The 23032-nt window shown below is 63.0% G+C and carries 19 protein-coding genes; 8 read left to right on the forward strand and 11 right to left on the reverse strand.

All coding sequences use genetic code 11. The features are described 5' to 3' along the window. Window position 1: 1 nt before the first annotated feature. The 3 genes from NKI17_RS03350 to NKI17_RS03360 form a co-directional block, all read right to left on the reverse strand. A complete protein-coding gene (locus NKI17_RS03350) occupies window positions 2-1009 on the reverse strand; it encodes an ABC transporter permease subunit (RefSeq protein ID WP_023676822.1) in 1008 nt (335 codons plus the stop codon). Window positions 1010-1067: 58 nt separating this feature from the next. Continuing rightward, the gene (locus NKI17_RS03355) at window positions 1068-2660 is read right to left on the reverse strand and encodes an ABC transporter substrate-binding protein (RefSeq protein ID WP_352905394.1); all 1593 of its coding nucleotides are present in this window, start codon (window positions 2658-2660) and stop codon (window positions 1068-1070) included. Between the two features lie 165 nt (window positions 2661-2825). Next, window positions 2826-3308 carry a hypothetical protein gene (locus NKI17_RS03360; protein ID WP_352853866.1) on the reverse strand — a complete coding sequence of 161 codons (483 nt, stop codon included), beginning with the start codon at window positions 3306-3308 and terminating at the stop codon, window positions 2826-2828. Window positions 3309-3354: 46 nt separating this feature from the next. On the opposite strand from NKI17_RS03360, the gene NKI17_RS03365 reads away from it, so the two are divergent. Together NKI17_RS03365 and NKI17_RS03370 are read left to right on the forward strand one after the other, a co-directional pair. Then, a complete protein-coding gene (locus NKI17_RS03365) occupies window positions 3355-5100 on the forward strand; it encodes a long-chain fatty acid--CoA ligase (protein WP_352635827.1) in 1746 nt (581 codons plus the stop codon). A gap of 85 nt (window positions 5101-5185) precedes the next feature. Beyond that, window positions 5186-5842 carry a class I SAM-dependent methyltransferase gene (locus NKI17_RS03370; protein ID WP_352570250.1) on the forward strand — a complete coding sequence of 219 codons (657 nt, stop codon included), beginning with the start codon at window positions 5186-5188 and terminating at the stop codon, window positions 5840-5842. On the opposite strand, the gene NKI17_RS03375 is transcribed toward NKI17_RS03370, so the two are convergent. Both NKI17_RS03375 and pgi read right to left on the reverse strand, forming a co-directional pair. Further along, on the reverse strand, window positions 5826-6548 hold the full coding sequence (locus NKI17_RS03375) for an HAD family hydrolase (RefSeq protein ID WP_352635830.1): 723 nt from the start codon (window positions 6546-6548) through the stop codon (window positions 5826-5828). The two genes, NKI17_RS03370 and NKI17_RS03375, sit on opposite strands and share 17 nt — an antisense overlap. Window positions 6549-6553: 5 nt before the next feature. Continuing rightward, complete coding sequence (gene pgi / locus NKI17_RS03380) at window positions 6554-8197, reverse strand: glucose-6-phosphate isomerase (RefSeq protein WP_352635831.1); 1644 nt, start codon at window positions 8195-8197, stop codon at window positions 6554-6556. A 255-nt stretch (window positions 8198-8452) separates the two neighbouring features. On the opposite strand from pgi, the gene pdxR reads away from it, so the two are divergent. Continuing rightward, the gene (gene pdxR, locus NKI17_RS03385) at window positions 8453-9946 is read left to right on the forward strand and encodes a MocR-like pyridoxine biosynthesis transcription factor PdxR (RefSeq protein WP_023676815.1); all 1494 of its coding nucleotides are present in this window, start codon (window positions 8453-8455) and stop codon (window positions 9944-9946) included. Between the two features lie 194 nt (window positions 9947-10140). Then, window positions 10141-11730 carry a trimethylamine methyltransferase family protein gene (locus NKI17_RS03390; protein WP_352455053.1) on the forward strand — a complete coding sequence of 530 codons (1590 nt, stop codon included), beginning with the start codon at window positions 10141-10143 and terminating at the stop codon, window positions 11728-11730. Between the two features lie 3 nt (window positions 11731-11733). On the opposite strand, the gene chrA is transcribed toward NKI17_RS03390, so the two are convergent. From chrA to NKI17_RS03410, 4 genes are all read right to left on the reverse strand, one after another. After that, a complete protein-coding gene (chrA, locus tag NKI17_RS03395) occupies window positions 11734-13122 on the reverse strand; it encodes a chromate efflux transporter (RefSeq protein ID WP_352905395.1) in 1389 nt (462 codons plus the stop codon). Then, window positions 13119-13958 carry a chromate resistance protein ChrB domain-containing protein gene (locus tag NKI17_RS03400; RefSeq protein WP_352577479.1) on the reverse strand — a complete coding sequence of 280 codons (840 nt, stop codon included), beginning with the start codon at window positions 13956-13958 and terminating at the stop codon, window positions 13119-13121. The genes chrA and NKI17_RS03400 overlap by 4 nt, the downstream gene beginning before the upstream one ends. Before the next feature lie 318 nt (window positions 13959-14276). Next, entirely contained in the window at window positions 14277-16082 is a 1806-nt protein-coding gene (locus NKI17_RS03405) for an IlvD/Edd family dehydratase (RefSeq protein ID WP_352905396.1), read from the reverse strand. Between the two features lie 238 nt (window positions 16083-16320). Further along, window positions 16321-17505, reverse strand: a complete 1185-nt coding sequence (locus NKI17_RS03410) for an Mrp/NBP35 family ATP-binding protein (RefSeq protein WP_352577477.1) — start codon at window positions 17503-17505, stop codon at window positions 16321-16323. 194 nt (window positions 17506-17699) lie between these two features. On the opposite strand from NKI17_RS03410, the gene NKI17_RS03415 reads away from it, so the two are divergent. Beyond that, window positions 17700-18077, forward strand: coding sequence for a VOC family protein (locus NKI17_RS03415; RefSeq protein WP_023676809.1), 378 nt, complete (start codon window positions 17700-17702; stop codon window positions 18075-18077). A 38-nt stretch (window positions 18078-18115) separates the two neighbouring features. On the opposite strand, the gene NKI17_RS03420 is transcribed toward NKI17_RS03415, so the two are convergent. Then, window positions 18116-19120, reverse strand: coding sequence for an inorganic phosphate transporter (locus NKI17_RS03420; protein WP_352577476.1), 1005 nt, complete (start codon window positions 19118-19120; stop codon window positions 18116-18118). After that, window positions 19120-19761 (reverse strand): DUF47 domain-containing protein, encoded by a 642-nt coding sequence (locus NKI17_RS03425; RefSeq protein ID WP_023676807.1) that lies wholly within the window; start codon window positions 19759-19761, stop codon window positions 19120-19122. Before NKI17_RS03425 ends, NKI17_RS03420 begins: the two co-directional genes overlap by 1 nt. A gap of 193 nt (window positions 19762-19954) precedes the next feature. Between NKI17_RS03425 and NKI17_RS03430 the strand changes: the two genes are divergently transcribed. The 3 genes from NKI17_RS03430 (at window position 19955) to NKI17_RS03440 (ending at window position 23020) form a co-directional block, all read left to right on the forward strand. After that, window positions 19955-20854: a LysR family transcriptional regulator gene (locus NKI17_RS03430; protein WP_023676806.1), complete on the forward strand. Its 900-nt coding sequence runs from the start codon at window positions 19955-19957 to the stop codon at window positions 20852-20854. Between the two features lie 133 nt (window positions 20855-20987). After that, a complete protein-coding gene (locus tag NKI17_RS03435; RefSeq protein ID WP_352448523.1) occupies window positions 20988-21467 on the forward strand; it encodes a formate dehydrogenase subunit gamma in 480 nt (159 codons plus the stop codon). Beyond that, the gene (locus NKI17_RS03440) at window positions 21464-23020 is read left to right on the forward strand and encodes a formate dehydrogenase beta subunit (protein ID WP_352577475.1); all 1557 of its coding nucleotides are present in this window, start codon (window positions 21464-21466) and stop codon (window positions 23018-23020) included. The genes NKI17_RS03435 and NKI17_RS03440 overlap by 4 nt, the downstream gene beginning before the upstream one ends. Window positions 23021-23032 lie beyond the last annotated feature (12 nt).

The following is a 23032-nucleotide window of genomic DNA, read 5'->3' on the forward strand; positions in this document are numbered from 1 at the left end:
CTCACTGCACCCGGATGCGCGGATTGATGACGGCGTAGAGCACGTCGACGATCAGGTTCACCGCCATGACGATCAGCGCGATGATCAGCAATCCGCTCTGGACGACGACATAGTCGCGCTTGCCGATGGCATCGATCATCCATTTGCCGATGCCCGGCCAGGAAAAAATGGTCTCGGTCAGAATGGCGCCCGCCATCAAGGTGCCGACCTGCAGTCCAATGGTGGTGACCACCGGGATCAGCGCGTTGCGAAAAGCGTGCAGACCGATGACGCGGCGCGGCGCCAGGCCCTTGGCGCGCGCGGTGCGGACATAGTCCTCGCCCAGCACCTCGAGCATCGCCGAGCGCGTCTGGCGCGCTATGACGGCAAGCGGGATCGTCGCCAGCACGATCGACGGCAGGATCAAATGGCTGACGGCAGATTTGAAAGCGCCGCTCCTGCCGGAGATCAGGCTGTCGATGAGCATGAACCCGGTCGTCGGCCTGAAGAAATACTGCAGGCCGATGCGGCCGGAAACCGGCGTCCAGCCGAGATAGCCGGAGAAGAAGATAATGAGCAGCAACCCCCACCAGAAGATCGGCATCGAATAGCCGGTCAGCGCGACACCCATCGTCGCCTGGTCGAACCACGAGCCGCGCTTGACCGCGGCGAAGATACCGGCAGGAATGCCGAGCAGGACGGCGATGATCAACGCCACTGTCGCCAGTTCCAGCGTGGCTGGAAACAGCGCCTGGAATTCGCCGAGCACTGGCCGCTTGGTGGCAATAGATATGCCGAAATCGCCGGTCAGGACCCTGCCGATATATTCCAGGTATTGGATGACATAGGGCCGGTTGTAGCCAAACTGCTCGATGAGCTGGGCGTACCGCTCGGGGCTGACGCCGCGCTCGCCCGCCAGGGCCAGGATAGGATCGCCGGGCAGAAGCCGGACGAAAGCAAACGCCGCCAGCGATATGCCGAACACGGTCGGGATGATCAAAGCGAGCTTGTGGAGGAGATAACGGAGCATCTTGCTTCATAGAACGGCGGCGCGGGAAGTCCAGCGCCGCCGTTCAATTTCTCAGGACTTATTCGGTGACGTCGACGCCGTCAAACCGATGAATGCCGAGCGGGTCCATAACGAAGCCCGACACCTTCTTGTTCATCGGCATGAAGACCTTGGAGTGGGCGATGGTCAGCCACGGAGCCTCACGCTTGAACACCACCTGAGCTTCCTCGTAGATCTTGGTGCGCTCGGCGACGTCCGTCGTCGCCTTGCCTTTTTTCAGCAGGGCTTCGAATTCCTGGTTGCACCAGATCGCATAATTGGACTGGCCGATGGCATCGCAACCGAGCAGGAAAAAGAAGTTGTCCGGATCGCCATTGTCACCGGTCCAGCCCAGTTGGAAGGCGCCATCGCGATCCTTAGCCTTGCCGCGCTGGCGATACTCGGTCCATTCGTAACTGACGATCTCCGCCTTGACCCCGACGGCGGCATAATCGGCCTGGATCAACTCGGCGACGCGCTGGGCGTTCGGGTTGTAGGGGCGGCTGACCGGCATAGCCCAGATCTTCATCGACAGATCCTTGACGCCTGCATCGGCCAGCATCTTCTTGGCCGCCTCCGGATCATAGGGATCGTCCTTGATGTCCTTGTTATAGGACCACATGGTCGGCGGGATCGGGTTGATGGCCGGCGCACCGGCGCCCTGATAGACCGCGTCGATGATCGCCTTCTTGTTTACCGCCATGTTGAGGGCCTTGCGGACCTCGACCTTGTCGAAGGGCGGCTGCGTCGTGTTGTAAGCCATGTAGCCGATGTTCAGGCCTTCCTGCTCGTCGACCTTGAGGTTCGCGTCGGCCTGCAGTCCGGCAATGTCGGCCGGCGCCGGGTATGACATGATATCGCATTCGCCCGCCTTCAGCTTCTGCGCGCGCACGGCGGGGTCGGGCGTGATGGCGAAGATCAGATCATCGATCTTCTGGCGGCCGCCATAGTAGCCGTCCCATGCTGCATAGCGCACGACCGCATCGACCTGATAGTCGACGAACTGGAACGGACCAGTGCCGACCGGCTTCTGGGTGAACTGCTGCCTGGTGCCGGCCTTGTCGAGCTGGTCGGCATATTCCTTGGAAACGATCGAGGCGAAATCCATGCCGAGGTCCGGCAGGAACGCGACTTCAGGCTTGTTCAGCACGAATTTCACCGTCAGGTCGTCGACCTTGACGATTTCCTTCAGGAGATCGGGGAAGCCCATGCCGGTGAAATATTCCCAGCCGGTGCCTTCCAGATAGCTGTACCACGGGCTTTCTTTCTTCCACTGGCGTTCGAAGGAAAAGATCACGTCGTCGGCGTTGAGGTCGCGCGTCGGCGTGAAATAATCGGTCGTCTGGAATTTCACACCCGGGCGAAGGTTGAAGGTGTATTCGAGACCGTCGTCGGAAACCGTCCAGCTCTCGGCCAGGCCGGGCGAGATGGTAGTCTTGCCATGCTCGAACTCGACCAGGCGCGAATAGATGGTGCGCGACGAGGCGTCGAAGTCGTTGCCGCCGCTCCATGGCGACGGGTCGAAGCCGGCCGGCGAAGCCTCCGAGCAATAGACCAGTTGTTTTGCATTGGCCATGCCGCCGAGGACGCTTGCAGCCAGCAACGCGGCTGCAAAAGTCAGTTTCTTTTTCATTGAGCACTCCCTGATGTTCTTCCAAGCCCCTCTGTCAGGCTCGCGAAGGCCGCATATAAGCACCGTTTTTCTAGCTTTGGAACTGCCTGTTTGCCTAACCCACGGGAAGCAGAAAAAAATTCCGGCACGCGGCAAATTGTGGAAAAAACGAGCCGAATCCGCAGATCACGACATTATTAGCGACTTCAATTTTTTGTTGATCGGCAATGCCGCCGATTGGGGGAATCGAGCCGTTCGGTTCAAGAGATGCGCGTCCGAAAACCGGTCGCGGCCAAGAGGTTTGACGGCAAGTCTTACCGCACTCCAGGTGGCGAGGCTTGCACGGCCGCCGCTTGTGGCAATACATAGATAGATGGGCAGCGTGCCGGATTTTCCCAGGTTCCGGATATTGCGGCAAGCGGTGGGATATCTTTGTTGATCAGGGCGGTGGTGGCGCGCAAGCATGCCGAAACAATAAGAACGATTGAGGGAGCGACAGGTGGCAAAACCGGCAAAGACAACCAACGCGGCGAAAGCAAAGGCCGAGGCAACATCGAAAGCGGTCAAGCCAAAAGCGGCCGCCGCCAAGCCGACGGCTACCGCGAAGGCAAGCGCGAAGCCGGCGGCGAAGACCACGGCTGGAACGGCTGCTAAACCGGCAACCGGCAAGACTGCGCCTGCTGCAAAATCTGCCGCCAAGCCGGCGGCGAAGGCAGTGCCGACAGCGCCACGACCGCCGGCAGGTCCGGCCAAGAGATTACCGAGGGCGATCACCGCACTGGCCGCTGGCCTGCCTGAAAAACCGTGGCTCCAGAGTTACCCAAAGATCGTGCCGGCCGAGATTGGCGACCTGCCCTCCAGCTCGATCGGCGACTTTCTCGTCGCCGTGTGCAAGCAGTTTGCGAATCGGCCGGCCTTCGTCTGCATGGGCAAATCGATCACCTATGCCGACCTCGAGCGACAGTCGGCCGCCTTCGGCGCCTATCTGCAATCAACGGGGCTGCAGAAGGGCGCGCGCGTCGCCCTGATGATGCCGAATGTGCTGCAATATCCGGTGGCGATTATGGCAGTGCTTCGCGCCGGCTATGTCGTGGTCAACATCAATCCGCTCTACACGCCGCGCGAGCTGGAGCACCAGCTCAAGGATTCCGGCGCTCAAGCCATTGTCATCCTCGAAAATTTTGCCTGTACCCTGCAGGCGGTGATCGCCAGGACCGCGGTCAAGCATGTCGTGGTCGCCTCGATGGGCGACATGCTCGGCGGGCTCAAGGGAACGATCGTCAACTTCGTTGTACGCCGCGTCAAGAAGATGGTGCCGGCATGGTCGCTGCCCGGCCATGTCAAGTTCAACGCCGCGCTGAAGGCCGGCACCGGCATGGCCTTCAGGCCCGCAAAGGTCGCGGCCGACGACATCGCCTTCCTGCAATACACTGGCGGCACGACCGGCATCTCCAAGGGCGCGATGCTTTTGCACAGCAACATTTTGGCGAACGTCGCGCAGAACGCGCTGTGGGCCGAAGACGCTTTTACCGTCAAGCCGAAGCCAGCGCATCTGAACTTCCTCTGCGCGCTGCCGCTCTATCACATTTTTGCGCTGACGGCGAACGTGCTGGTAGGCATGCAGCAAGGCGCGCAGAATGTCCTCATCCCCAATCCGCGCGACATTCCCGGCTTTGTCAAGGAGCTGCAGAAATACCCGATCCACATCTTTCCGGGCCTCAACACGCTGTTCAATGCGCTGCTCAATAATGAGGATTTTCGCAAGCTCGATTTCAAGCCGCTGATCCTGACGCTGGGTGGCGGCATGCCGGTGCAGAGGGCCATCGCCGAACGCTGGAAGGCGCTGACCGGCTGCCCGATCAGCGAGGCCTACGGGCTCACCGAGACCTCGCCGGGGGCAACCATCAACAAATTCAGCGACGGCGTTTACACCGGCACGATCGGCCTGCCGCTGCCCTCGACCGAGATCGCCATCCGCGACGACGACGGCAACAATTTGCCGCTCGGCGAAGTCGGCGAAATCTGCATCCGCGGACCGCAGGTGATGGCCGGCTACTGGAACCGGCCGGACGAGACCGCCAAGGTGATGACCGAGGACGGCTTCTTCAAATCGGGCGACATGGGCTTCATGGACGAGCTTGGCTACACCAAGATCGTCGACCGCAAGAAGGACATGATCCTGGTTTCCGGCTTCAACGTCTATCCGAACGAACTCGAGGAAGTGGTGGCGCAGCATCCAGGCGTACTCGAAGTGGCGGCGATCGGCGTGCCGGACGAGCATTCGGGTGAAGTGCCGAAGCTGTTCGTCGTCAAGAAGGACCCGGCACTGACCGCCGACATGCTGACGGCTTATTGCCGCGAGAACCTGACCGGCTACAAGCGTCCCAGGTATATTGAGTTCCGCACCGAGCTGCCGAAGACACCGGTCGGCAAGATCCTGCGACGGGCGTTGCGGGGCTAGGCGCAGCTTGAGCGATTGCATCGCCGGCGCCAACGCCGTGAGTATAGGTTCGCGCCCAGACCCGGCAGAGTTCATCCGGGCGAACATGCGGATCGCCCCCGTGCCCGCGCTTCCCGAAATTCGGCTTTACACCGCCCATCCGGGAAGCGGGCTCAGGCGGCTTCTCGAATGGAACCAACATGCGACCGAAAAAGACGGACCTGAACCGGAGCCACCGTACTGGGCCTATGTCTGGGCCGGCGGCGCGGTGCTCGCCCGCTACATATTCGACCGGCCGGAGACCGTGGCCGGCCGTCGCGTACTCGACCTCGGCGCCGGTTCGGGTCTCGTCGGCATTGCAGCGGCAAAAGCCGGGGCAAGCGCGGTCGTCGCGGCCGAGATCGATCGCAATGGTGTGGTTGCGCTCGGCCTCAACGCGACTGCGAACGGCGTCGCTATCATGATCATTGGCGAAGACATCACCAGCGGTCCGCCGCCACCGGTGGATGTCGTGGTGGTCGGCGACCTGTTTTACGCCCATGATCTTGCCGGCCGGGCCCTTTCTTTCCTCGACCGCTGCCTTGCAGCCGGCATCGCCGTGCTGATCGGCGATCCGGGCCGCGCCTATCTGCCCCGCTCGCGGCTTCGCCTGCTGGCCGAATACGAGGTGCCGGATGTCGGCGAAGGCAGGAATGCGGCGATGAAACCGAGCGGCGTGTTCTCGTTCGGACCAGCTAGCTGCGAGTCTAGACTGTCTCGCTGACCCGCGCCGCAAGAAAATCGGGCAGATCGGCCACCGAATCCAGGATGACGTCGGCGATCTGGGACAGCGATTCACGTGTGCCGGTGCCGGACAGTACGCCAATCGCCAGGCCGCAGCCGCCGGCGCGCGCCATCTCCAGATCGTGACGATTGTCGCCGACCATTGCGATCGTCGCCGGCCTGAGCCCTGTCAGATCCGAAAAGGCAAGGATCGTATCCGGCGCCGGTTTTGGATTGGCCACCGCGTCGTAACCATAGGCGGCTTCGAAAAGCTGCGCGACGCCCAGCGTGACCAAAGTTTTTTCCGCGCCGCTGGTCGAGTCGTTGGTGGCGACGCCAAGCCGGTAGGATTTTCTGTGAAGCAGCCCAAGCGTCTCGACCACACCCGGCAGCGCCACGGCCATCGCCGATCCTTGCGCCGAAGTGATGGCATTGAAACGGGCGACGGCAAGCATCTGGTCCTCGTCGGACAGTCGCGGAAACCACAGCTCGACGACGTCCATGTTGGTGCCGGAGGCAAAAATTGAATCCGGCTTGAAGCGCTTGGTAGCGAAGTCGAAGCCCGCCGCCGCAAGCAGCCTGTCTGCCCTCCAGCGATCGCCTTCGGCCGCATCCATCGCCATGAAGTCGGCGATGCCCAGCCATGTCGCGTTGAAATCTACGAGCGTGCCGTCCTTGTCGAACAATATTCCCTTGATGTCCGCCAAGCTTTTCACTCCAGGCCGCGCAAGCGGTGAATGTATTCCACCAGTCCGGCAGTCGAGGCATCCCGCTTTGCGGCGTTCTCCTTGCCTTCAACGACGGGCAGCAGCCCGGTCGCCAGTTCCTTGCCGAGTTCGACGCCCCATTGGTCGAAGGAGTTGATGTTGAACAGCGTGCCTTCGACAAAGACGCGGTGTTCGTAAAGCGCAATCAGCCGTCCGAATGTATGCGGGTCGAGCTTTCTGTAGAGAATCGTCACCGAGGGGCGGTCGCCGGAGAAGACGCGGTGCGGAGCAATCCTGTCGACATCGGCGGGCTTCATGCCTTTCGCCAGCATCTGCGCGCGGGCTTCCTCAAGCGTGCGGCCCTTCATGAAGGCTTCCGACTGCGCCAGGCAATTGGCAAGCAGAAGGTCGTGGTGATGCTTCAGCTCCGGTTCGTGGCCGACGGCAGCGGCGAGGAATTCGACCGGAATGAAATCGGTGCCCTGATGCAGCAACTGGAAGAAGGCATGCTGGCCATTGGTGCCGGGCTCGCCCCAGACCAGCGGGCCGGTCGGCGTCGTTACAGCGCCGCCGTCCAGGGTGACGCTCTTGCCGTTCGATTCCATGTCGAGCTGCTGCAGATAGGCCGGCAGCCTGGACAGACGCTGATCGTAGGGGATGACGGCGCGAGCGGGGTATTTGCAGATCACGCGGTGCCACCAGCCAATCAGCCCCATCAGCGCCGGCAGGTTCTCCGCCAGCGGCGCGGTGCGGAACTGCTCGTCCATCTCATGGGCGCCGTCGAGAAAGGCGCGAAAATCCTTCGGGCCGATGGCGATCATCACCGGCAGACCGATCGCACCCCAGACGGAATAGCGGCCGCCGACCCAGTCCCAGAAGCCGAAGACGCGATCGGGCGCGATGCCGAATTTGGCGACCAGGTCGAGCGCCGTCGAGACGGCGGCGAAATGCTTGCCGACCGCTTCCTTGCCGAGCGCTTTCTCGACCCATCTGCGCGCGGTTTCGGCATTGGTCATCGTCTCGACCGTGGTGAAGGTCTTGGAGGCGATGATGAACAGGGTGGTTTCGGCGGAAAGACCCTTCAGCGTGTCGTGGATATGGGCACCGTCGATATTGGATACGTAATGCGCGCGCGGCCCGTCATGATAGGGCGCCAGCGCCAGCGTCGCCATGGCCGGGCCGAGATCGGAGCCGCCGATGCCGATGTTGACGATGTCGGTGATTTTCTTGCCGGTCGCGCCGGCCGCCTTGCCGGAACGCACCGCGTCGGCGAAGGCACCCATCGCGTCGAGTACGGCAAGGACTTCCGCCTTCACGTCCTGGCCGTCGAGCACGATGCCCTTGCCGGTCAGGTTGCGCAGCGCCGTGTGCAGCACGGCACGGCCTTCAGTGACGTTGATCTTCTTGCCGGCAAACATCGCGTCGCGCCGGCCTTCGAGGTCAGCGGCCTCAGCCAGCTTCTCCAGCAACTCCATAGTCCGCGCATCGACCGCGCATTTCGACCAGTCGAGCAGCAGGTCGCCGTCACTGGCGGAGAATCTCTCGAAGCGCTGCGGATCGGCAGCGAAAACCTCGCGCATCGAGCCCGATTTGGCCGCACGATGATCGCGCAATGCGTCGAGCTGCTTTTGAAAGGACGATTGATCCACTGCTTCGCTCCGGTCTCTTGAGATGCATCTTATCAGGCCGGATGTTTCCGGCGCGTGTCGTCGCGGCAAACTATCGGGTCGAATTCCATCTGTTTCAATGCGCAGCGATGCCGCAGCGCAGCGTGGGCCGGCTCAAAGGATCACTGGCATAAATCCCAGCGATCAGAAAAATTGATTGGCGCAACACCTTGTGCCACCGGTACATTCGACTGGTCCAGCCAAGTGAAAAAAGCTGGCCATCGAGGAACATCTCCCATGCCACAGCGAAACGACACGGCCATATGGTCCGGCCTGTTCCGGATTTCGGCGGAATCCGGTCAGACCCTGCAGGCGCAGATCCGCCAGGCGATCGTCGCCGCCATCCTCGACCGGCAGATCGCGGCTTCCATGCCGCTTCCGTCCTGCCGGATTCTTGCCGAAAAACTCGGCGTGGCGCGCGGCACCGTGGTGCTGGCCTTCCAGCAGCTGGTCGATCAGGGCTTCCTGGTGGCGCGCGAGCGCCGCGGCCATTTCGTCAATCCCGAAGTGCTGGCGACGCCGGCCAAGCCGCATCAGAAGGCGCCCGACCAGGCCAACGAGATCGACTGGAAGGCGCGTCGGCAGATCGCGGCGAGCGACATGCCGCCGCCGGCCAAGCACGACAACTGGATCAAGTCGTCATACCCCTTCGTCTATGGCCAATTCGACCCGGCGCTGTTCCCGACCGCCGAATGGCGCGAGTGCAACCGCATGGCGTTGGCGGTGCTCGAAATCCGCAACTGGGCATCCGACATGGTCGACCGCGACGATCCGCTCCTGATCGAGCAGATCCAGGCACGGCTGCTGCCGCGACGCGGCATCTTCGCCAATCCGGACGAGATCATCGTGACGTTGGGCGCGCAGAACGCGCTTTACATGCTGGCGACGCTGTTGATGACCAAGGGCTCAAAGGTGGCGATGGAGGACCCGGGCTATCCCGATGCACGTTCGATCTTCCGGCTGGCCGGCGCCGAGATCCAGCCGGTTCCGGTCGACCACTCCGGCATCGTAACCTCGGCCATTCCCAATGATTCCGGCTTCGTCTTCGTCACGCCCAGCCACCATTGCCCGACCATGGTGCCGCTGTCGGCAGAGCGGCGGCAGGAGCTTTTGGCGCGCGCCAACCGGCACAACCAGATCATCATCGAGGACGGATATGACAGCCAGCTCCTGGACGAGGCGCCGCAGCAGGCGCTGAAGAGCCTCGATCGCTCCGGCCGCGTCGTCTATGTCGGCTCGATGTCGAAGACGCTGGCTCCCGGCCTCAGGCTCGGCTACATCGTCGCCTCGGCCGGGCTGATCTCCGAGCTTCGGGCGCTACGCCGCTTCATGCTGCGCCATCCGCCGGCGAACAACCAGCGCGCCGTCGCATTGTTCCTGTCGCTCGGCCATCACGAGGCGCTGGTGCGGCGGCTGTCGAGCGCCTTCGACGAGAGGCGCAAGCGTCTGGTCCATGCGATTTCCGCCTTCCTGCCGGAGTGGCGCTCGACCGATTCGGCCGGCGGCACGTCGCTCTGGCTCGAGGGGCCGCGCGGCACCGATTCGCGCGGGCTGGCGGAGGCCGCGGCCTCACGGAGCGTCATCATCGAGCCTGGCGACCGCTTCTTCGACCGCACCGAAAAGCCATCGCGTTTCATGCGCTTGGGCATTTCCTCGATCGCGTTGCAGCACATCGAACCCGGCATCCGCGAACTGGCGACGGCAGCTGGACGCAGGCCGGCAGCGGCCTGATCTCCCTTCCCCGACCGGAGCCTGGCGCATGTAGTGCGGCTCCGGTTCTTTAGCTCCTTGGCATATGCGACGGGACCGGCTGGCACATAGGCTGTGCCAATGCCGGCGGCATAGTCGCTGTATAGAGGGGACGAAGCAGGCCGATGGTGGACCAACCGCCGCGCCCGCTCCGCAGCTAAAGTTGGAGTGCCTTCATGCCAATGGCCCATGAGAAGCAGGACGTGTCCGCAGACCAGCGTTCGCGGCGGTCCGGCGGGCGCGAGGCGCGCCGCGCCATGCGGGCGGCACCGCTTGCCGACGACGTCAAGCCGGTGCGTGCCGGCCTCGAAGGCGGAAGCTACAGCCCGCTCAGCGGCAGCGATTGCGAACGTATCCACGAGGCCGTGCTTACCCTTCTTGAGACGGTCGGCTTCGCCAACGCCATCCCCTCCTGCATCGAGGCGCTGACCAAAGCCGGCGCGACCTTCAGTGAGGACGGCCGCCTGCGCTTTCCTCGCGGCCTTGTGCTCGACACCATCAAGAACGCGGCGCGGCATTTCACCCTCCACGGCCAGGATCCGAAGCACGACATGGTGATCCAGGGCAAGCGTGTGCACTACGGCACTGCCGGTGCTGCGGTGCATCTTGTCGATGTCGAAAAGCGTGAGTATCGCGAGTCGCTGCTGCAGGACATTTATGATGCCGCGCGCCTAGTCGAAGGGCTCGACAACATCCATTTCTTCCAGCGGCCGATGGTGCCGCGCGACATTCCCGACCCGCTCGATATGGATTTCAACACGCTCTACGCCTGCGTCATGGGCACGTCGAAGCATGTCGGCACCTCGTTTACCGTGCGTGAGAACGTCAAGCCGGCGCTCGACATGCTCTATGCGATCGCGGGCGGCGAAGAGAATTTTCGCGCGCGGCCTTTCGTCTCCAATTCGAACTGCTTCGTCGTGCCGCCGATGAAGTTTGCCGAGGACGCCTGTGGCGTTCTCGAAGCCTGCGTCGAGGGCGGCATTCCGATCCTGCTGCTGTCGGCAGGACAGGCGGGTGCGACGGCACCGGCGGCGATTGCTGGCGCCGTGGTGCAGGCGGTCGCCGAAGTGCTCGTCGGCCTCATCTACGTCAACGCCATCAAGCCAGGCCATCCGGCGATTTTCGGTACTTGGCCGTTTGTCTCGGATCTCCGGACCGGCGCCATGTCGGGCGGTTCGGCCGAGCAGGCGGTGCTGACCGCGGCCTGCGCGCAGATGGCGCAATTTTACGACCTGCCGGGCGGTTCGGCCGCCGGCATGACAGATTCGAAACTGCCTGATATTCAGTCCGGCTACGAAAAGGGCATAACCGACGTGATGGCCGGTCTTGCCGGCCTCAACTTGGTTTACGAATCGGCCGGCATGCACGCCTCGCTGCTCGGCTTTTGCCTTGAGAGCCTGATCATCGACAACGACATGCTCGGCCACTGCCTGCGCTGCGTGCGCGGCATCGAAGTGACGGACGAGTCGCTGTCGATCGACACGATTGCCGATGTCTGCCTGAAGGGCCCGGGCCATTATCTCGGCAACGAGCAGACGCTGCGGCTGATGCAGACCGAATATTTCTATCCGGCCGTCGGCGACCGCTTTTCGCCGAAGGAATGGAATGAGAAAGGCAGGCCCGATATCCTGCAGCGGGCGATCATCGAGAAGAAACGCGTGCTTGCCGAACGCTTCCCGCGCCATGTGCCAAAGCCGGTCGACGACAAATTGCGCGCCCGCTTCGGCGATATGATCAAGCTGCCGCGCGGCAGAATGGGCGGCTGAGCGTTACCCGCTTGCCGCCAGCAACAAGACACCGGCCAGCGCCGATCCGGCAAGCGTCGGCAGCATACCGATCTTCAGCTTCAGAATGGCGATCATCGAGGCACAGGAAAGCAGCGCAGCGCGCCAGTCTATCGATGAAAGCACCGGCACGTCCATTCCAAGCCCGACATTGCGCACTTCGCCGAAGATGACGTGCAAGCCGAACCATAGAGCGAGATTCATGATGACGCCGACGACCGCAGCGGTGATCGCGCCGAGCGCCGCCGACAGCGCCCTGTTGCCGCGCAGCGCTTCGATGTAGGGCGCGCCGAGGAATATCCACAAGAAGCACGGCGTAAACGTCACCCACAGTGTGAGCAGTGCCCCAAGCGCGCCGGCAAGCAGCGGGGCGAGCGCGCCGGAGTGGCGGAAGGCGGCAATGTAACCGACGAACTGCAAGACCAGGATCAGCGGGCCCGGCGTGGTTTCGGCCAGCCCAAGGCCGTCGACCATTTCACCGGGTGCGAGCCAGCCGAAGGACTCGACCGCTGCCTGCGCGACATAGGCAAGCACGGCATAGGCGCCACCAAAGGTGACGACCGCCATGAGACTGAAGAACCCACCGATTTGTGTCCACACGCTGGCCGAGCCGGTGAAAGCCCAGATCAGCAGAACAGGCCCGAGCCAGATCGGCAGCCAGATCGCCAAAATGCGCGGCGCATGCCATCGCGTCGGCTTGACGTGGGTCAGTTCGCCGCGCTCGAACATCAGATCGACCGCGCCCTTAATGTCGGGAACATCGCCTTTGCCCTGCGATGTGCCGGAAAAAAATGCCGGTGCAATGCGGTTGCCGATCCAGCCTGTCAGGCCGGCAAGCAGGACGATCAGCGGGAACGGCACGTTTAGCGCGTAGATGGCGATGAAGGCGGCGAGTGCGATCGACACCATGATCCGGTTCTTCAGCGCACGTCGCCCGATCCGGATCACCGCCTCGATGACAATGGCGAGCACCGTCGCTTTGACCCCGAAAAACAGCGCCTCGACGAAGGGTATGTCGCCGTAGAGCGCATAGAGGCTGCTCAAGACGAGCATAACAAGCGCGCCCGGCACAACGAAGAGAATGCCGGCAACAAGGCCGCCGACTGTTTTGTGCAGCAGCCAGCCGATATAGATGGCAAGCTGCTGAGCCTCGGGGCCGGGCAGCAGCATGCAGTAGTTCAACGCATGCAGAAAGCGCTGTTCCCCGATCCAGCGCCGTTCCTCGACCAGTTCCTTGTGCATGAGCGCGATCTGCCCGGCCGGGCCGCCAAAGCTGAGCACGCCGATTTTCGCCCAGACCTTCACGGCCTGCCGGAAGCTCGGCACAGCGGGCTCCTGGATCTCCGCCGGCTTTTTCGAAAAGACGGCGCTCACGATGGTTTGCCTGCGCCGAGACTGACTGCGCCGGCGACCGGCCAGTTATGCGTCTCCTCGGTGGCATCGCGGCACCAGCGGAAGAACGCATCGTAAAGCAGCATGCCGGCCTCGAGCTGCTCCAGATCGTCGCGAAACATCCGTGACAGGCCAAGCGAGGCGGCCAGGAACCCGGCCGCCTGTGGAACAAGATCGAGGCTCGCAGTATCGGCAGCGCGTATGATCGTGGCCAGGCGATCGAGCGCTTCGGATTTGAGCCCGAACTCCTCGATCATGGTGTCGAAGGTGCAGCGTTCGCCGCGGTGGCTCCAGAACACGTTCTCGATGTCGAAAGGGATGGCCTGAAAGCGATCGGCGACGGCCGCCACTTCGGCCGGCTCGACGAAGAGAAAGACCGCGTGAGGATCGATGAAGCGCCGGATCAGCCAGGGGCAGGCGATGCGATCGACCTTCGGGCGCGTACGCGTGACCCAAACGGTGCGGCCCTTGGCATCGGCGGGCGGTATCTTATCGGCGTGAACGAGAAGGCCCTTGGCATCGCGCCATGCTTCAAACCCGCCATCGAGCGATTCGGCGGCAACGCCCTCCTGCCGTAGCCATGCGGCCACGCCTTGCGAGAGCTTTTTTCCCTGTTGGCAGACGACTGTCACTTGCCTGCCGACGAAGTCGGCAGCCCAGTTCGAGACACTCCTGAAATCACGACGATCCGACCCCGGCAGCAGGCGCGGATCGGCGTTGTAGTCATCGTCGATGCGGACGTCGATGATTGCGGGTGCACCCGGCAGCCCAATCAGACGGGACAGTTGCGATACAGTGATAGCGGTTGTTGACGGCATGGCGTCCACCTCCTTGAAAGAGAAGCTTGGACGCGAACGTTGGGCTGACGCCTCACGGGGTCGTCGCGATGCACCCCTTGTGATGATCGTGGATTTGTCACGCCCGCTTGTCAAGCATTGCCGTTCTCGCGGGAGCAATCGCTGTTGACAAATGACCGCGTCCAACCCTGTGCCGGGCATTTCTGCCCATTAACGGCAGGCTATCGCAGGTGGAAAGCCGAGGCTTTCGCTCTACGATGTACCCCCACCCCTACCCCTCCTGGCGCTGACCTCGGCAAATTGCCTGCACCGGCGGCTGGCTCGTGCGACGGACCCTGGTCAGTGATTGTCCCTCGGCACGCCGCTTGTATGAGCCACATCCTGGTATTTCACCGCCGGCTTCAGCACCATGCCTTCGGAAAACTGGTCGACCATGCCGCGCTGGATTTCCTGCCAGGGCGTCTGGTGCTTCGGATACTGATAGCCGCCATTGTTTTGCAGCTCGGCGCGGCGCCGCGTGATCTCGTCGTCGCTGACGAGGATGTCGGCGGTGCCCTTGCGCAGGTCGATGCGGACGCGGTCGCCGGTCTTCAGCAGCGCCAGGCCGCCGCCGATGGCGGCTTCCGGCGAGGCGTTGAGGATCGACGGCGAGCCCGACGTGCCCGACTGGCGACCGTCGCCGATACAGGCCAGCGCGTGGATGCCCTTTTTGATCAGATAGGCAGGCGGCTGCATGTTGACGACTTCGGCGCCGCCGGGATAGCCGATCGGGCCGGCTCCGCGCATGAACAGGATGGTGTGCTCGTCAATTCCCTGTGCCGGGTCGTCGATGCGGGCGTGATAGTCCTCGGGGCCGTCGAAGACCATGGCGTTGCCCTCGAAGGCTTCGGGGTCCTTCGGGTTCGACAGATAGCGCTCGCGGAATTCGGGCGAGATGCCGCTGGTCTTCATGATCGCCGAATCGAACAGATTGCCCTTGAGATTGATGAAGCCGGCATTGGCTTTCAGCGGCTCGGCAACCGTGCGGATGACGTCGATGTTCTCGTTGACGGCGCCGCTGCAATTGTCGCCGATGGTCTTGCCGTTAGCTGTCATGGCTTCCGGATAGGGCAGCAGGCCGCCCTTCATCAGTTCGGCGACCACGGCCGGCACGCCGCCGGCATGGTGATAGTCCTCGCCGAGATATTCGCCCGTCGGCTGCAGATTGACGATGAGCGGTATGTTGAGGCCGACCTTCTGCCAATCGTCATTGTCGAGCGGCACGCCGAGATGGCGGGCGATGGCGTTGAGGTGGATCGGCGCATTGGTCGAGCCGCCGATCGCCGAGTTGACGACGATGGCGTTCTCGAAGGCCTTACGGGTCATGATGTCGGAGGGCTTCAGATCCTCATGCACCATGTCGACGATGCGCTTTCCGGTCTCGTAGGCGATCTGGCCGCGCTCGCGATAGGGGGCGGGGATAGCGGCCGAGCCCGGCAATTGCATGCCGAGCGCCTCGGCCAGCGAATTCATCGTGGTGGCGGTACCCATCGTGTTGCAATAGCCGGTCGACGGCGCCGAGGAGGCAACGATATCCATGAACTCGTCATAGCCAATCTCGCCGGCCGACAGGCGCTGGCGCGATTCCCAGACGATGGTGCCGGAGCCGGTGCGCTTGCCCTTGTGCCAGCCGTTGAGCATCGGGCCGACCGAAAGCGCGATAGCCGGAATGTTGACGGTGGCCGCGGCCATCAGCATGGCCGGCGTCGTCTTGTCGCAGCCGATGGTGAGCACCACGCCGTCGAGCGGATAGCCGTAGAGCACCTCTACCAGGCTGAGATAGGCAAGGTTGCGGTCAAGTGCAGCAGTCGGCCGCTTGCCGGTCTCCTGGATCGGGTGGCAAGGGAACTCGAAAGGGATGCCACCCATCGAGACGATGCCTTCGCGCACGCGCTTGGCCAGTTCGATGTGATGGCGGTTGCAGGGCGACAGGTCGGAGCCGGTCTGGGCGATGCCGATCAGCGGCTTGCCGGACATCAGTTCGGCCCGCGTCAGCCCGTAATTCAGGTAGCGCTCCAGATAGAGTGCCGTCATGCCCGGATTGTCGGGATTGTCGAACCACTCCTGCGAGCGAAATTTTTTCTTGTGGGTGGGGGCGCCTGCCATCGTGGTCTCCGTATTTGTATGACAAATCGATATGACAACGCGCGGGAGCAGGCAAGGGGCACGCGCCATCCGAATCCGCTCTTTGGTACGAAAGACATACATCTGCCTCCGCGCTAGACGGGATCGTGGTTTGTCAGCCCGCTATCCCGGAAAAGTTGGAGCGCGTCGCCGCGGACCCTACCTGACCCTTCCGGCCACCCTCCCCCTCAAGGGGCCCACTTGGGGAGGGACATCCGCATCACTCGAACACGATGCTCGGCACTGCAGCCTCGGCCGCGCCGCGCTCTTCATTGACGCGGTCCCAGACCTTGGCGGCGATGTCGCGATAGATTTTCGCCTCAGCGCCATCCGGCTTGGAGACCACCACTGGCGTGCCGGCATCGGAGCTTTCGCGGATGCCCATCTCGAGCGGCACTTCGCCAAGGAAGGTGACGCCGAGACGCTCGGCCTCGCGGCGGGCGCCGCCATGGCCGAAGATGTCGTAGCGTTTTCCCGTATCGGGGGCGAGAAAATAGCTCATGTTTTCGACGATACCCAATAGCGGCACGTCGACCTTTCTGAACATGTTGAGGCCTTTGCGCGCATCGATCAGGGCCAGGTCCTGTGGCGTCGAGACGATGACGGCGCCGGCCAGCGGCACCTGTTGGGCCATGGTCAGCTGGGCATCGCCGGTGCCGGGCGGCATGTCGACGACGAGCACATCAAGCGGTCCCCATTCGACCTCGCGCAGCATCTGCGTCAATGCCGACATCACCATCGGCCCGCGCCAGATCATCGGCGTCTCCTCATCGACGAGGAAGCCCATCGACATGACCTTGAGGCCATAATTCTGCATCGGCTTCAGGATCTTGCCGTCGACGGTCTGAGGCCTGCCACGAATGTTGAGCAGACGCGGCATGGAAGGGCCATAAATGTCGGCATCGAGCACCCCGACCCGCAGCCCGTTGGCGGCAAGCCCAAGGGCGATATTGACGGCGGTGGTCGACTTGCCGACGCCGCCCTTGCCGGAAGCGACGGCGATGATCGCTTCGATGCCGGGTACGCCGCGCTTGCCCTGGCTGTGCGAGGCGGGCGCCTGCGGCGCGGGACGCGCAGGTGCGGCCGGCGGAGCGGGCCTCTGAGCCGGTCTTTGCGGAACCGGCGCCTCCATGCCACCGCCCTTCTTTTCCGCCGTCAGCGCGACCACGGCGCCGGCAACACCGGGGATCGCCTTGACGACACGTTCGGCCGCCGCACGCAGCGGTTCCATCTCCTGGGCACGGGCAGCGGGAACGGTGATCGAAAAGAACACCTTGGCATCGGCAATGAAAATCTCGGAAACCAGGCCGAGGTCGACGATATTGCCGGTGAAATCCGGCCCATTGACCGTCTTCAGGCGCTCGATAACGATTTCCTTGGTCACGTTTTCATTGGCGGCGGGCATGAGTTTTTCCTCTACTTTTCCGCTCCAGATAATGCAGTTCCGGAACAGAACCAAGCGATGGACCACCAATTGCAGCGGCGTATCGGGGAGGCAGCGAGCATATGACGGCATTTCCAGTGGGAGCAGCCGTCGCCAAATCGTCAACGCAGCCTATTTCATGAGCATGGAATGACAGCCAGGGAAGGAGACGAATCATGCTCGCAAACAGCAACGCGACGGCCAATCTCGCCGTGAAGGACCTGGCCAAGGCCAAGGCATTCTACGAAGGGGTCCTTGGCCTGAAAGAGGTGCACAATGAAGGTGGCGAACTGATCGTCTATAAAAGCGGCGACACCAGCATCAACGTCTACCGTTCGAACTTCGCTGGGACCAACAAGGCGACGGCTGTGACATGGACGGTCGGCGACGAACTCGGCAAGATCGTTGAGGCATTGAAATCGAAGGGCGTGACCTTCGAGCATTACGACATGCCAGGCCTGACGCTGGAGGGCGATGTTCATGTCGGTCAGGGCATGAAGGTCGCATGGTTCAAGGATCCGGACGGCAACATCCTGAACCTTGTGGATAGGTAGATACGGCGCATCGCCTGCCGCGCAGTGCTACGGTGCTGTCACCATGCCAGGCCGACCGCGAGGTAGGTGAGAGCCGCGATCGCCGCGGTTGCCGGCAGGGTGACGATCCATGCCACCACGATGTTACCGGCAATGCCCCAGCGAACGGCGGAGACGCGGCGGGCGGCGCCGACGCCGATGATGGCGCCGGTGATCGTGTGCGTGGTCGATACAGGAATACCGAGCCAGGTGGCGGCGAACAGGGTGACCGCTCCGCCGGTCTCGGCGCAGAAACCCTGCATCGGGTTCAGCCGGGTGATCTTCGAGCCCATGGTGTGGACGATGCGCCAGCCGCCGAGCAACGTGCCCAGCGCCAGCGCCGACTGACAGGTGATGACGACCCACAGCGGCACGTAAAAATTCGCGCCGAGCATGCCTTGCGAATAGAGCAGCACGGCGATGATGCCCATAGTCTTCTGCGCGTCGTTGCCGCCATGGCCGAGCGAATAGAGCGAGGCGGAAAAGAACTGCATGACGCGGAAGGTGCTGTCGACGGCGAACGGCGTCCGCCGCACGAACAGCCAGGAGACCGCGAGGATCAGGACGAGCGCCAGCAGAAAACCTGCCGCCGGCGATAGCACGATGGCCGCCGTCGTTTTGCCCAACCCGGTCCAGACGATGGCACCGGTGCCTGCCTTGGCAACGCCGGCGCCGACCAAACCGCCGATCAGAGCGTGCGAGCTGCTGGACGGAATTCCGACGAGCCAGGTGACGATATTCCAGACGATGGCGCCGACAAGTGCTGCGAAGACCACTGCCGGCGTGACGATGCTGGCGTCGATGATGCCGGTTCCGAGCGTCTCCGCTACGTGGAGACCGAAGAACATGAAGGCGATGAAATTGAAGAAGGCCGCCCAGAACACCGCATAATGCGGCCGCAGCACCCGGGTGGAGACGATGGTGGCGATAGAGTTGGCGGCATCGTGCAGGCCGTTGAGGAAATCGAAGAACAGCGCGACGACGACAAGGCCGACCAGCACCGGAAAGGCTATCGCGGCTTCCACTATACGTTCTCGATGACGATGCCGCTGATTTCGTTGGCGACGTCCTCGAAGCGGTCGACCACCTTTTCCAGCTGGCCGTAGATCTCGCTGCCGATCAGATAGGCCATAGGATCGCTGCGGCCGTGCCGCTTGAACAGGTCCTTCAGGCCCTGTTCGTGCAGGTCGTCGGCCCGGCCTTCGGCGCGCATGACTTCCTCGGCGATGGCGTTGAGGCGCACCGTATGCGCCCCGACCTTGCCGAGCAGCGGGATCGCCTCGGCCACCAACTTGGCGGCCTCGACGATGACGCCCCCCATTTCCTGCATCAGCGGATCGAATTCCTTCTTTTCGAACAGCTTTACCGTCTTGACGGTCTTGTGCATCATATCGATGGCATCATCCATCGACTGGATCAGGTCCTTGATGTCGCCGCGGTCGAAGGGCGTGATGAAGGAGCGGCGCACGGCCAGCAGCACTTCCGCGGTGATCTGATCGGCTTCGTCCTCGAGATCGATGATCGTCTGACACCAGCGGTCGATGTCGTTGCCCTGCAAAAGCTGCTGCAGTGCCTCGGCGCCGCCGACCACGGTGCGGGAATGCCGCTCGAACAGGTCGAAGAAGCGATCTTCGCGCGGCAGCAGCTTGCGGAACCAGCCCAGCATGTTCGGTCTCCCGTCGTGTCCAGTCCACGACCCCGTCTCATTCACATAGCGCCGCATTCCATCGCGGGAAACAGTAAGCCGGCTGAAAGATGTGGATGCGGACGATTTACACACGCGGCTTGCGGCCGAAGGCGATTTCCACGACGTTGCGCGCTACAATCGGACACAGCGTCCGTGACAGGCTCCCGACGGCATGATCGATAAGCTGGAATTCTTCATAGCACTTGCCAGGGAAGAACATTTCGGCCGGGCGGCGGAGGTGTGCGGCGTCACCCAACCGACGCTTTCGGCCGGCATCAAGCAGCTGGAAGGCCAGCTCGGCGTGATGCTGGTGCTGCGCGGCTCGCGCTTCCAGGGATTGACTCCGGAAGGCAAGCAGGTGTTGGTGTGGGCCCGCCGCATCGTCGGCGACAGCAGGACCATGCGCGAGGAGATGCGGGCGGCGCGCCACGGCCTGTCGGGGCGCATCCGCATCGCGGCGATCCCGACGGCGCTCGCCATGGTGGCGCGATTGACGACGCCGTTTCGGGCAAAGCATCCCGGCGTCACCTTCTCGGTGCTGTCGCGGACCTCGATCGAGGTGCTGTCGCTGCTCGGCAATTTCGACATCGACGCCGGTATCACCTATCTCGACAACGAGCCGCTCGGACGCGTCACCAGCGTGCCGCTCTACGACGAGCGCTACCAGCTGATCACCGCCGTCGGGAACCCCTATTTCGACCGCGACAAAGTGACATGGGCGGAACTCAGTCAGCTGCCGCTCTGCCTGCTGACGCCCGACATGCAGAACCGCCGCATCATCGACCAGCATCTGGCCGAAGCCGGCGTGCAGGTGCGGCCGACATTGGAATCCAACTCGATGATCGTGCTGTTTTCGCATATCCGCACCGGCAAATGGTCGTCCATCATGCCGCTTAACCTTGCGGAAACGTTCGGCTTTTCCGAGCCGATCCGGGCTATCCCGATCGTCGAGCCGGATGCCAGCCACACCGTCGGGCTGGTGGCGGCACGGCGCGAACCGCACACGCCACTGGTCTCGGCGCTGTTGGACGAGGCAATGGCGCTGGCGGACGATTTCCGCGCCCGCCGCTAGGCTAGACAAGGCTGGTGACCGCGAACGATAGAAAATTTCTATCGAGCAACGGATCGGCTTTATTGATTTAGCGGGTTTCCTCTGATTTCCTAACCACTTAGCGGAAGACCGCCACGACCAGGGAGGGCGCTGCATGACGATGCAGCCTGCAAGTACCGAGATCGCATCGCGCACCGCGGCGATCATCCACGAGCTGAAAGGCCTCGAAGGCCCGCTGCTGCCGATCCTGCACGGTATCCAGGAAGAGTTCGGTTATGTGCCGCAGGACGCGCTGCCGGTCATCGCCGAGGCGCTGAACATTTCCAGGGCCGAGGTGCACGGCGTCGTGACCTTCTATCACGATTATCGCAGCCAGCCGGCTGGCCGCCATGTGCTGAAGCTCTGCCAGGCGGAAGCCTGCCAGTCGATGGGTTCGGATGCGATCGCCGCCAAGCTCAAATCATTGCTGGGCATAGGCTTCCACGAGACAACCCGTGACGGTTCGGTGACGCTGGAGCCGGTCTATTGCCTCGGCCTTTGCGCCTGCTCGCCGTCGGCGATGCTGGACGGGGAGGTGATCGGTCGGCTCGACGACGAAAAGCTCAACGAGATCGTTGCCGAGGTGCGCTCATGATCCCGCGTATCTATATTCCCGGCGATTCCGGCGCGCTGGCGCTCGGTGCGGAAAAGGTCGCCAAGGCGATTCGGGCGGAACTGGCCGAGCGCGGCATCGAGGCCAAGATCGTGCGCAACGGCTCGCGGGGCGCCTATTTCCTCGAGCCGATGGTCGAAGTGGCAACAGCTAATGGCCGCGTCGCCTATGGGCCGGTGAAGCCCTCCGACGTCAAAGGCCTGTTCGACTGCGGCTTCCTCACCGGCGGCCACCACAAGCGCTGGCTGGGCGCACCGGACAAGATCCCGTTCCTTGCCAGGCAGACGCGGCTGACCTTTGCGCGCTGCGGCGTCACCGATCCGCTGTCGCTCGATCACTACAAGGCGCATGGCGGGCTGAAGGGCCTGCAGAATGCAGTGGCGATGACGCCGGCCGAGGTCGTCAAGCAGGTGACCGAGTCCGGGCTGCGCGGTCGTGGCGGCGCCGGCTTCCCGACCGGCATCAAATGGAAAACTGTGCTCGATACGTCGGCCGACCGCAAATACATCGTCTGCAATGCCGATGAAGGCGATTCCGGCACGTTCGCCGACCGCATGATCATGGAAGGCGACCCCTTCGTGCTGATCGAAGGCATGGCGATCGCCGGCATCGCCACCGGCGCGACCAAGGGCTTTATCTATATCCGCTCCGAATATCCGCACGCGGTGGCGGTTATGCAGAAGGCCGTCGAGATCGCCCGCAAGGCCGGCGTGCTCGGCGTCAATGTGCTCGGCTCGGCCAATTCATTCGACATGGAAGTGCGCGTCGGCGCCGGCGCCTATGTCTGCGGCGAGGAAACCGCCCTGCTCGACAGCCTCGAAGGCAAGCGCGGACAGGTGCGGGCCAAGCCGCCGCTGCCGGCGCACAAGGGCCTGTTCGGCAAGCCGACAGTGATCAACAACGTCATCTCGCTGGCCTCGGTGCCGGTGATCATGGACAAGGGCGCTGCCTTCTACAAGGATTTCGGCATGGGCCGTTCGCGCGGCACCATCCCGATCCAGATTGCCGGCAACGTCAAGTATCCCGGTCTCTACGAGGCGGCGTTCGGCATGACGCTGGGCGAGATCGTCGACGATATCGGCGGCGGCACGGCGACGGGACGCCCGGTCAAAGCGGTGCAGGTGGGTGGCCCGCTCGGCGCCTATTTCCCGCGCGCGCTGTTCGACACGCCGTTCGACTACGAAGCGTTTGCCGCCAAGGACGGGCTGATCGGCCATGCCGGCATCGTCGTTTTCGACGACAGCGCCGACATGCTGAAGCAGGCACGCTTTGCCATGGAATTCTGCGCCATCGAGAGCTGCGGCAAGTGCACGCCGTGCCGCATCGGCTCGACGCGCGGTGTCGAGGTGCTGGACCGGCTCGCCCAGAACGTCGAACCGGAAAAGCAGATCGCGCTGGTCACCGACCTTTGCAACACGATGAAGTTCGGCTCGCTTTGCGCTCTCGGCGGCTTCACCCCATATCCAGTGATGAGTGCACTCAACCATTTCCCGGACGACTTTCGGCCGACGCCGGTCGCCGAAGCAGCGGAATAGGAGCGGACAGGT

This window comes from Mesorhizobium sp. M0816, from assembly GCF_040320005.1.
Lineage (GTDB): Bacteria > Pseudomonadota > Alphaproteobacteria > Rhizobiales > Rhizobiaceae > Mesorhizobium.